Annotated in this window: 14 protein-coding genes; 9 read left to right on the forward strand and 5 right to left on the reverse strand. The window is 29.4% G+C overall.

Annotation, left to right across the window (positions count from 1 at the left end):
• Window positions 1-12: 12 nt before the first annotated feature.
• Together B2X73_RS02925 and B2X73_RS02930 are read right to left on the reverse strand one after the other, a co-directional pair.
• Window positions 13-1,473 carry a discoidin domain-containing protein gene (locus B2X73_RS02925; RefSeq protein ID WP_286494929.1) on the reverse strand — a complete coding sequence of 487 codons (1,461 nt, stop codon included), beginning with the start codon at window positions 1,471-1,473 and terminating at the stop codon, window positions 13-15.
• Between the two features lie 186 nt (window positions 1,474-1,659).
• A complete protein-coding gene (locus B2X73_RS02930; RefSeq protein WP_160279610.1) occupies window positions 1,660-1,992 on the reverse strand; it encodes a DUF3060 domain-containing protein in 333 nt (110 codons plus the stop codon).
• A 92-nt stretch (window positions 1,993-2,084) separates the two neighbouring features.
• Between B2X73_RS02930 and prmC the strand changes: the two genes are divergently transcribed.
• The 3 genes from prmC to B2X73_RS02945 all read left to right on the forward strand — a co-directional run bounded on the left by prmC (window position 2,085) and on the right by B2X73_RS02945 (window position 4,186).
• Window positions 2,085-2,909 (forward strand): peptide chain release factor N(5)-glutamine methyltransferase, encoded by an 825-nt coding sequence (gene prmC / locus B2X73_RS02935; RefSeq protein ID WP_125350425.1) that lies wholly within the window; start codon window positions 2,085-2,087, stop codon window positions 2,907-2,909.
• A 123-nt stretch (window positions 2,910-3,032) separates the two neighbouring features.
• A complete protein-coding gene (locus B2X73_RS02940; protein WP_286494928.1) occupies window positions 3,033-3,560 on the forward strand; it encodes a hypothetical protein in 528 nt (175 codons plus the stop codon).
• A gap of 59 nt (window positions 3,561-3,619) precedes the next feature.
• The gene (locus B2X73_RS02945) at window positions 3,620-4,186 is read left to right on the forward strand and encodes a GNAT family N-acetyltransferase (RefSeq protein WP_219033998.1); all 567 of its coding nucleotides are present in this window, start codon (window positions 3,620-3,622) and stop codon (window positions 4,184-4,186) included.
• Window positions 4,187-4,221: 35 nt separating this feature from the next.
• On the opposite strand, the gene B2X73_RS02950 is transcribed toward B2X73_RS02945, so the two are convergent.
• A complete protein-coding gene (locus B2X73_RS02950) occupies window positions 4,222-5,034 on the reverse strand; it encodes a WG repeat-containing protein (RefSeq protein ID WP_221857095.1) in 813 nt (270 codons plus the stop codon).
• 131 nt (window positions 5,035-5,165) lie between these two features.
• On the opposite strand from B2X73_RS02950, the gene B2X73_RS02955 reads away from it, so the two are divergent.
• Window positions 5,166-6,170: a hypothetical protein gene (locus tag B2X73_RS02955; RefSeq protein WP_286494927.1), complete on the forward strand. Its 1,005-nt coding sequence runs from the start codon at window positions 5,166-5,168 to the stop codon at window positions 6,168-6,170.
• 33 nt (window positions 6,171-6,203) lie between these two features.
• On the opposite strand, the gene B2X73_RS02960 is transcribed toward B2X73_RS02955, so the two are convergent.
• Entirely contained in the window at window positions 6,204-6,551 is a 348-nt protein-coding gene (locus tag B2X73_RS02960; RefSeq protein WP_219033995.1) for a hypothetical protein, read from the reverse strand.
• A 90-nt stretch (window positions 6,552-6,641) separates the two neighbouring features.
• On the opposite strand from B2X73_RS02960, the gene lpdA reads away from it, so the two are divergent.
• From lpdA to B2X73_RS02975, 3 genes are all read left to right on the forward strand, one after another.
• Window positions 6,642-8,033, forward strand: a complete 1,392-nt coding sequence (gene lpdA, locus B2X73_RS02965; RefSeq protein WP_286494926.1) for a dihydrolipoyl dehydrogenase — start codon at window positions 6,642-6,644, stop codon at window positions 8,031-8,033.
• A gap of 138 nt (window positions 8,034-8,171) precedes the next feature.
• Window positions 8,172-8,321: a hypothetical protein gene (locus tag B2X73_RS02970; protein WP_280038151.1), complete on the forward strand. Its 150-nt coding sequence runs from the start codon at window positions 8,172-8,174 to the stop codon at window positions 8,319-8,321.
• A 150-nt stretch (window positions 8,322-8,471) separates the two neighbouring features.
• A complete protein-coding gene (locus B2X73_RS02975; RefSeq protein WP_286494925.1) occupies window positions 8,472-9,017 on the forward strand; it encodes a T9SS type A sorting domain-containing protein in 546 nt (181 codons plus the stop codon).
• Between the two features lie 58 nt (window positions 9,018-9,075).
• Here B2X73_RS02975 and B2X73_RS02980 read toward each other — a convergent pair whose 3' ends face one another.
• Window positions 9,076-9,288, reverse strand: a complete 213-nt coding sequence (locus tag B2X73_RS02980; protein ID WP_180906652.1) for a hypothetical protein — start codon at window positions 9,286-9,288, stop codon at window positions 9,076-9,078.
• A gap of 92 nt (window positions 9,289-9,380) precedes the next feature.
• Between B2X73_RS02980 and B2X73_RS02985 the strand changes: the two genes are divergently transcribed.
• Complete coding sequence (locus B2X73_RS02985) at window positions 9,381-10,205, forward strand: UDP-2,3-diacylglucosamine diphosphatase (protein WP_038335849.1); 825 nt, start codon at window positions 9,381-9,383, stop codon at window positions 10,203-10,205.
• The coding region (locus B2X73_RS02990) for a glycosyltransferase family protein (protein WP_291095660.1) at window positions 10,206-10,657 on the forward strand (452 nt) is incomplete at its 3' end.

Genomic DNA, 10,657 nt, shown 5'->3' on the forward strand with positions numbered 1-10,657 from the left:
TTTTAGGGAAGATTACACATTTAATTTTATATTTGGTAGATTATTAGAATCAGAATAATAAGAAATATATCCTAATCCATTATTTTTCATTTCAATAGCATTTATTCCATTTGATAAAGGGTAGGAGATATCAGTTACATTTGCTTCGTTAGCAGAATCTCTAACACGTAAATATACACTTTCACCAGAAGGAATACCACTTACAAACATAACGCTAGTTGTTTTTTCCGAAAAAACTATTCCTGTTGGATTTTCGTAAGCATTGTAATTTCCAATTTTGTATTCTTTATTGATAGAAGCTATTGTTTTATATGCTTTATGTTCGTTAACACGATCTATTTTTTTGTATTTATTATCTAATAAACATTGTGCTAAAGATTTAACAAAAGGAGATGTAGTAATTCCATCAATTGTTTGTTGATTTACGCCTGAATTTAATTCTGAGAATAAATCATCTTTAAAAATTGTTGAATACTTTTTCTGATCAAACTTGTTTGAATTTTTTTGATAAAATTCCATCTTGGCAACACTTGCAAAATTTCCTTTGCCATCTAAAATTTCTAATTTGATAGAAGAAGGTTTTATTTGTGATGGAAAAGATATATTTCTTACATCATTTGTTTGCGTAAAATCTTGTGTAGAAATTTCAATATAAGTAGGGTCAGCTATAGTATTGTAACTAACTTTTACTTTTCCTAATAAACCATTTACTCCACCATCATTTCTTGGATAATAGATCATATAATCTAATGGTGTGTTTCCATCAAAAGCATAAATTAATGAAATAGGGAAAGTTTTTTCAGTAGAATTGTAGTTAGAATGATAAAGCGTATTGTAATCTCCATCAAATGATTGCTCTATGTTTTCCCCTGTTTGAAAACTTGATGCTGACGAACCTGTAACTAATGGAGAAACTTTCATATCCTTATAGTTTGAGAACTCATTTGTTTGTATTACACACTCCGAAGCTATTGGAGTAATTTGATCAGACGAGTAAAACTCAACTTCCGCAGCACTCGAGAAATTTCCTAGAGCAGCATTCACTTTTATTCTAATGACTGCTGGATTGATAATTTCTTTATCAAAATCAAATTTTTTAGATGTAGAATCTCCAGCCCATGTTATAGCACTCGTAGTCGCTGTTTTGAAATTTGTTGGATCACCTTTAGTTGAATATAAAATTTCAACATTTGTCCAAATTCCATTAGTACCTGTTTGCCTTGGAAAATAGGCAAGGGATTTTATAGATTTAACTTGACTGTTGAAACTAAAATCTAATTGATCTGGGATTCCATTTTGATTCCATTTAGAATGGTACATTGTCGTTAATATACCATCTGCGCTAAAAGTAGCTTCATTACCACTTTGTGCCTCTTGTTTAGAAGTAACACTAGAAACGGGCATTTTGTATTCCTGCGCAAAAGAATCTATACCAAGTAAAATCATACTTAGTAGGAAGTAATTTTTTTTCATAAATAATTTGTGTTAATTGATATTTTGTTGTTTAGACAAGTTAATTAATACATTTTATTTATAATCAGCTAGGAACCAATTTGAAAAAAAAATAAGGAAATGTTAAGAAATAAAGAATCCCTTTCTTTAATAATACAATTAAGAAAGAGATTCTAACTATTAAAGACATAATAAATGAAAAGATTTTTACTGCTTTTTGATAATTGTATTATTATTTCCCTCAATTATTTGAGGTAATTTACCATTTTTAGATAATGCTTTACGATAATATAATGTATTTCCTTCGCCAGCTAATTCAGCAGAAGTTAATCCATTAACAGATATTGTATTATTTGTTCCCATGATTTCAACTTTGGTACAATCTCCTTTCAAATTGATCACATGTCCACTTCCGCCAACTTCTACTTTTTGTCCCTTACAATCTAACGTTAGTTTTTTATTATTTCCATCAATTTCTATCTGCGCAAAAGAAAGGTGACTAATAAATAACATCGTAACAGCACATAATAATTTATTCATTTTCATTGTGATTTCTTTTTTGGTTACTTTTTAGAAATCAAGAATCGTGCACTTTCAATTAATAAAATCTAACTTTACAAAAATTTAACAAAATGACTTTAGTTGAGCTAAAACAATTGTTTTTAGATAAATTGCAATTACTATATGATAAAGAAGAAGCTTCTCATATTTTCATGATTTATGTAGAAGATAAGTTGAATCTTGATTTATCTAGCCGAGATGAAATTGAATTAACGACTGAAATTTTATCAGATTTAGAACAATTAAAAAAAGGTCAACCTATACAACATATTACTGGAAAAGCTTTTTTCTATAACGATTTCTTTTTTGTGAATGAACATACATTAATTCCTCGTCCAGAAACGGAAGAATTGGTTGAATTAATTAGAAATGATTATGCTCAAAATCAAGATATTTCTATGATTGATTTAGGAACAGGAACAGGATGTATTCCTATTTCGTTGGCAAAATTATTTCCAAATGCAAATGTTTCAGCATTAGATATTTCTGAAAATGCATTGAAAATAGCACAATCAAATGCTGAAAATTTAAAAGTTAATATAAATTTTTATCACAATAATTTACTGGAAGACATTCAATTAAACCATAAATTTGATGTAATTATTTCAAATCCACCTTATATCCGAAATCTTGAAAAAAAAGAAATGCATCAAAATGTTTTGAATTTTGAACCTCATTTGGCGCTTTTTGTTGAAAATGATGATGCTTTAATTTTTTATGAACGAGTAATAGATTTTGCTAAAAATCATTTGAAAGAGAATGGTAAAATTTATTGTGAAATCAATCAATATTTAGGAAAAGAGACAAAACAATTATTTCAAAAATTTTATCAAAATGTAATCATTCATAAAGATATTTCTGGAAATGATCGTATGCTAAGTGCTTCTAATCAATAATTATCTATAAGAATCTTGTTTTATTTTCTGAAAAGATTTAATTTTAATTCAATAATCGTTCGCAATTTGGTATTAAAATTGTTAGAACTGATTCTATTATTAAAACAATAAAAAAAAACAACTATGAAAAAATTATTTGTATTAGTGGCAGTTGCTTCATTATCATTTGCTACTTCTTGTAAACAAGAAACTTCAAAAACAACTGAAACTAATGTAACTGTAGATTCATTAGCGAATGATTCTACGACTGTTATCAAAGAAACGACAACTACAACAACTACATTATCAGAAACTGATGCAAAAGCGAAAGTAGACGAAGCAAAAAAAGCTTTAGATGAAGCAAAAGCGAAAGGTGATAAAGCTGCAACAGAAGCTGCACAAAAAGCTTATGACGATGCTAATAAAGCGTGGATTGATGCAAAAGCTGCTGTAAATAATGCTGCGCAAGATGTAAAAGATGGAGTGAATAATACTGTAGATAAAGTAGATGCAAAAGCTAATCAAGCAAAAGAAGATATTAAAACTGTTGCAAAAGATGCAAAAGCTGATATCAATGCAGCTGCAAAAGATGTGAAAGCAGAAGCGAAAGAAGCTGGAGAAAAAGCAAAAGAAGGATATAACAATACGTTAGATAAATTAAAAGCGAAATAATTTCAAAATAATTATTGCTAACTTAGCCTTGCCTTGAGAAATCTCAAGGCTATTTTTTTATGTTAAATTTTAGAGAAGCAACAAAGACAGATGCGTTATCAATTGCAAGATTGATGATGTTAGCGATGGATAAAATCGTTTATGATTTTATCGGAAAAACAGATTATGAAGAAGGAGTTTTATTCTTGAAAAAATTAATTGAACAAGAAGAAAATCAATATAGTTATCAAAATACAGTTGTTGTAGAATATGATAATCAATTTGCTGGAACAACAACTTTTTATGACGGAGGAAAATTAGAAGAACTTCGAAAACCTGTTTTAGAATTATTGAAAAATGATTATAACCAAATTATTCATCCGCAAGATGAAACACAAGCAGGTGAAATATATATTGACACAATTGCAGTTTCTGAAGATTTTAGAGGGAAAGGAATAGGTTCTAAAATATTGGATTATTTGATTGATGAAATAGGAAATAAGCAAGGCAAAACATTAGGTTTATTGGTCGATTTTACAAACCCAAATGCAAAGAAATTGTACGAAAGAAAAGGTTTTGAAGTGGTTGGGGAAAAAATGTTGATGAGCGAAAATCATGAATATATGCAGTATAAACCAAAACAATAGATAATAAAAAAAGAGCTTTTCTTAAAGCTCTTTTTTTATTTCATTACTCCTAATTGTGTTAAGATTTTTTCTTCGTACGGATCGATTGTAAATTGTTCAAATTTCACAAAATCTTTTCCATTTTTTAAGTAACCTAATTGATAATTTTGACGAATAACAGCTTGATTCTCGAAACTTTCTAAAATTGGTAATTCAGAAATTGGACCTAAAATTTGTTCGTTTTTGGTTGAAATTAAACCAAAATGCATCAAATAATTCTCTTTTGATAAGAAATATGGAAAATAAGCTAATATATCTGGACGCTCAATTTTTAGTGAAGTAGCTTCTCCAAAAGTGGCAAAATTTTGATCGACTGGCGTTAAATATTCGTATTGATAATCTATAATCAACTGATTATTTTTATCAATCATTCCCCATTTTCCATCTTTTTCAACTCCAGCTAAACCAGCTCTAAAATCTGTACAACCATCATATTCGAACGGGATCACAACTTGATTTAATAAATCAATAAAACCCCATTTTCCATCTTTTTTTACAGCACAAATATTTTCAATAAAATCACTTGTTAAATCATATTCGAACGGAATCAAAATCTGGTTAGATTTTGTGATAATTCCCCACTTATTCTCCTTTTGCGCGCTATAGGCATTAACAGTTGTGAGCACAAGTTTTTGATATTGAAACGGAATAATTACATTTCCTTCTTTATCTATTAAACCAAATTGATTATCAATAGATATTGGTGCCAAATTGTTGCGATCGAAAACAGTTAAATCTTCAAATGTTGTTGTTTCTTTGTGAACAAAATTGTCAAACTGGTCTGTATCTTTTGGTGATATTTTAGTCATAATTCTATAATTCGACGTAAAATTAATTAATCAAAAATTAATAGTTTGTATATAAATATTAAAAAATCCAATTTTAAACACTTTTTGTAAATTAAATTCTTCCTTTTGTAGGAAAGCTTAAAATATAACCTATGAATATTTTTACTAAATTATTTTTTACTGCAACTATTATAATGAGTAGTTTTGTTACAGCTCAACAAGATGGTATAAACATTATTAATTTACCGACTACGATAAATAAAGACTATTCTTTTGAAGGAGTATGGAAAATTTCGAATGATGGAAATACATCTAACTATAAAATATCTGGAGGAAAATTGACAAATTATTTAAACAAAACAAGTCAGACTTTATTTCTTGATTTATATTTTGCTCCATCAAAAACATCTGTAGATTTATATAATTTACCGAATAAAATCAATACAAACGCACAATTAGGGCAGTTAGAAGGAAATGGAACAAGCTTCAATAACGTTACTATTACTTTTAAAGCTTCAGATCTTGAAACATTAGCACAAGGAGATTATACACCAGTTTTGTTATTGAAAGAAAAAGAATCAGGTTCTATTTTGAATTATAAAGTTTTGAGTAGTAAAATTTCTTTAGAATCTAATAATATTTTAATTGATAAAGTTGTAAAGAATGTAGAATTACCTCAGGTTACAGATGCTAATACTTTAGCTTCTACAAAGAATATAGACGCTACTTTATCTGATATATATACACCTGTAGAAAGTTCTTTGAACATAGCGAATGTAAATAAAAAACTAAAATTAGTTGGAGGTTGGAAATTAGAAATTGATTTCAATTCGTTGATGGTTACAATTGGTGGAGTTGATAATTCTATACAGAATTTAGATTATAAACCTACAAATGACTTAAAATTAATGGTATATTTTTCAAATCAAAATATAACAGGAATTAAAGAAATAGATGGATTTGAACTTCTAAATCTAGATGTTTCACCAATTTCTGCTTTTACTAAAATTGAAAAGCTAAATTTTACTACAAATATCACAAAATTGGTTCCCGCAGGTGAATATTATCCTATTTTAGTATTAACTGAAAAAAATGAGGAAGGAAAATATGTGATGAAATCAACGTTAAGTTTAGGTGAGAAATATATTTGGCAGTAAAATCTAAATAATATAAAAATAAAAAAGCAACGATTATTTCGTTGCTTTTTTTGTTAAATACTGTTCAAATTTCAATCCTTTTATGTTATAAGGATCAAATCCTTTGTATAAATCTTCTAATAATTGCATTACTTGAAAATAAGTAAATAATACTGAATATGAAGCTTGTTCTTGGTAAACAGGGATTTCTACTAAAAATAAAAATCGATCATATTTCGAAATCTGAACAGTATTCCCATCTTGATTCATCAAACCAATATAACTTCCGTCATAATCAGGTAGGTTATGAAAAATCTCAATAGCTTGTGATAAACTACCTTCTAAAGGTAATTCAGTTTCGACCTGTAAGTCGTCAGCGTAATTTTCAAAGAATATTTTCACAGTGCAAAAGTAAGAAATTTTAATCTATTTTAAGGAATTCCTTTTTTTTCGGGTTATAATTATTAAATTAGCATTCAAATTATGGAAAAAATGAGTTACGACATTATAGTTATTGGAAGTGGTCCTGGAGGATACGTTGCAGCAATTAGAGCAGCACAATTAGGTAAAAAAGTAGCAATCGTAGAAAAAGCTGAATTAGGTGGAATCTGCCTTAACTGGGGATGTATTCCTACAAAAGCTTTATTAAAATCTGCTCAAGTATTCAAATACTTAAATCATGCAGAAGATTTTGGAATTAACTTACCTTCAGATATTTCATTCGAATTTGGAAATGTTGTTTCTCGTAGTAGAGGAGTGGCGGATCGTATGAGTAAAGGTGTTCAATTCTTAATGAAGAAGAACAAAATTGAAGTAATTCAAGGTGAAGCAAAAGTTTTACCAGGAAAAAAAGTAAAAGTTACTGCAGCAGATGGTTCTGTTAGTGAATTATCTTCAGAAAATATAATTATTGCAACTGGTGCACGCTCTCGTGAATTACCTGCATTACCACAAGATGGTAAAAAAGTAATTGGTTACCGTGGTGCATTAGCAATGGAAAAGCAACCAAAATCAATGATTGTTGTAGGTTCTGGAGCGATTGGAGTTGAGTTTGCTCACTTCTACAATACATTAGGAACAAAAGTGACAATTGTAGAGTTTTTACCACGCATTGTAAATGTTGAAGATGAAGATATTTCGAAACAATTACAATTATCTCTTAAAAAATCTGGAATCAATATCTTAACAAATGCAGAAGTTACAGGAGTTGATACAACTGGAGATTTAGTAAAAGCAACAATTAAAACTGCAAAAGGAGAAGAAATTCTTGAAGCAGAAGTTGTTTTATCAGCAGCAGGAGTTGTTCCAAATACAGAAAATATTGGTCTTGAAGAAGTTGGTATTGCAACTGAAAGAGGTAAAATAGTTATCAATGATTTTTGTGAAACATCTGTAAAAGGATATTATGCAATTGGTGATGTTGTAAAAGGAGCAGATTTAGCTCACTTAGCATCTGCACAAGGTATTTTATGTGTTGAGCATATTGCTGGTGAAAAAGTAGAACCAATCGACTACGGAAACATCCCAGGTTGTACTTATTGTTCTCCAGAAATTGCATCTGTAGGATTAACAGAAGCAAAAGCTAAAGAAGCTGGATACGAAGTAAAAGTAGGAAAATTCCCATTCTCTGCAAACGGTAAAGCTGTTGCAAACGGAGCTGCTGATGGTTTTGTAAAAGTAGTTTTTGATGCGAAATATGGTGAATGGTTAGGATGTCACATGATTGGTGATGGAGTTACTGAAATGATTGCAGAAGCAGTTGTAGCCCGTAAATTAGAAACTACTGCACATGAAATTATGAAATCTGTTCACGCGCACCCTACAATGGCAGAAGCTATTATGGAAGCGGTAGAAGATGCATATGGACATGCAATTCATATCTAAGAAATAAATTTAAAATTTATAGTTGAAGCAGCCTTTTGGCTGCTTTTTTATTTTACCAAATCGTTAATTTTTTGCGTTATGTATATTGAATTTGTTTTTTAACTATCTTTATAATAATAATTTAAAAACAGATATAATATGAAAAAATTTTATTCTTTAGTAGTAATTACTGCATTATCTTCTTTATCATTTGGACAAGTTGTGATTAGTCAAGTTTATGGTGGAGGAGGAAATTCGGGCGCAAAATATACGCATGATTTTATTGAGTTGTTTAATAGAGGCTCTTAAGCTGTTACATTAAAAGGTCATTCACTTCAATATGCTTCTGCTACAGGTAATGTTAGTGCAGCTAATACACAAGTATTAGCAGATATTACAATTCAGCCAGGTAAATATTATTTAATTCAACAAGCTAAAGGTAATAGTGGAACAGATGCATTGCCAACTCCAGACCAAATTCCTGCTACAGCTCTTGCATTAGGAGCCATGAACGGTAAAGTAGCACTTGTATCTAATGTTGATCCAATAACTGATGTAACAGATAAAGATATCGTTGATTTTGTAGGTTTTGGAACGTCTAATGAATATGAAGGATCTGGTCCTACTGCGGCTTTATCTAATACTGATTCTGCTCAAAGAAAGTTAAAAGGATGTCAAGATACAAATGATAATAAGAATGATTTTGACGTAGCTGCTGCTGCTCCTAGAAATGGACAAACGGCTGCAAATGTTTGTACAAATTTGAGTACAGATAATTTAACATTAACTAAAGCAGTTTCTAATACATTATGGACAAATACAGCTTCTTTCAATGTAAAAGATAAAACAATTGTAGAAGTTTACAATATTAACGGACAATTGGTAAAATCTTTCGAAGTTAAAGGTGTTCAAAATGTAGATGTTTCTTCATTAGTTAAAGGGACGTATGTAGTTAAAACTACTTCTAACGGAAAATCTTCTACTCAAAAAGTAGTAAAAAAATAAGAAAGAATATATTGTTAATCTAACAAAAAAGCGATTCAGTTTACTGAATCGCTTTTATTTATTCTTCTAATTTCTGAATCTTAAAACCTGCATCTGTCACAGCTTCTACAACTTCTTCTTCATCTTCGGTTGTTGTCACAGTCAGTACTTTTCGTTCATCAGAAGTATCAACTTTCCAATTGTCTTTACCTACAGCTTCGTCCAAAAAAGGTTTTACAGATTTGATACAGCTGTCACAATTTATATTTGTTTTGAATTTCAATTCGCTCATAACTTTACAATTTAGACTCAAATTTATAAAGATTTCATAAGATTAAAAAAACGTTTAAGTAATATTTGATTTCGAAATTTAAATAAAAATCAATGAAGCGTAATCTTGATGTTGTTGTTATTTCGGATGTGCATTTAGGAACTTTTGGTTGCAAAGCACAAGAGCTGTTAGCTTATCTACAGTCAATCAATCCAAAAAAAATTATTCTCAATGGTGATATTGTGGATATTTGGAATTTTAAGAAAAGTTATTTCCCAGAAACGCATCTTCAAATTATTAGTTATTTGTTAAATCTTTCAGAACAAGGAATTCCAATCGTTTATATAACAGGAAATCATGACGAATTGTTACGTAAATTTACCACAATGCGTTTTGGAAATATTCTTTTAACGGATAAATATATGTTGAAACAAAATGATAAAGTCGCTTGGATTTTTCATGGAGATGTGTTTGATGCATCGATTCAACATTCGAAATGGATTGCGAAATTAGGTGGTTGGGGTTATGATAAATTAATTCAGTTGAATTATTTTATCAATAAATGTTTAGAGTTTTTTGGAAGAGAACGTTATTCGTTATCTCAAAAGATTAAAAATTCAGTGAAAAAAGCGGTGAAGCATATCAATGATTTTGAACAAACTGCTGCCGAATTAGCGATCGAAAATGAATATGATTATGTAGTTTGTGGACATATTCATCAACCACAATTGCGAAAAGTAAAAACGGATAAAGGAATTTGTGTTTATATGAATTCGGGGGATTGGATTGAGAATTTATCTGCTTTAGAATGTGTAGACGGAAATTGGTCAGTGTTTTATTTTGAAGAACATAAACATACTTTGATGCAAAATTTAGAAGAAATCGAGTTCAATTATTCGTTAGATGAACTGATTGTTTCAATTCTCAATAAAAAATAAATGAAAATTTTATACGCTTTGCAAGGAACAGGAAATGGACATTTGGCTCGTGCGCAAAAAATGTTACCAATCCTTGAAGAATATGGAGATTTGAATGTTTTTGTGAGTGGTTCTAATTCACAATTACAACTCGAAAATTATCAATTTAAACATCACAATGGCTTGTCGTTGTTTTATAATCAGCTTGGGAAAGTTTCGTATAAACGAATTTTTAAGGAGAATAGTTTTAAATCTTTTTGGAATGAAGTGAATCATTTTCCAATTGAAAAATATGATTTAATTATTAATGATTTTGAGCCAATTACGGCACATGCAGCTCGAAAGAAAAAGATAAATATTGTTGGTTTGAGTCATCAAGCTTCATTTTTATTTGATGAAACACCAACAGTGAAAAATAAAACGGGCGAAACGATTTTAAAATATTACGCACCAACTTCTAAGTATTACGGTTT

Source organism: Empedobacter sp. UBA7252 (genome assembly GCF_002472765.1).
In the GTDB taxonomy this organism is placed as follows: domain Bacteria; phylum Bacteroidota; class Bacteroidia; order Flavobacteriales; family Weeksellaceae; genus Empedobacter; species Empedobacter falsenii_B.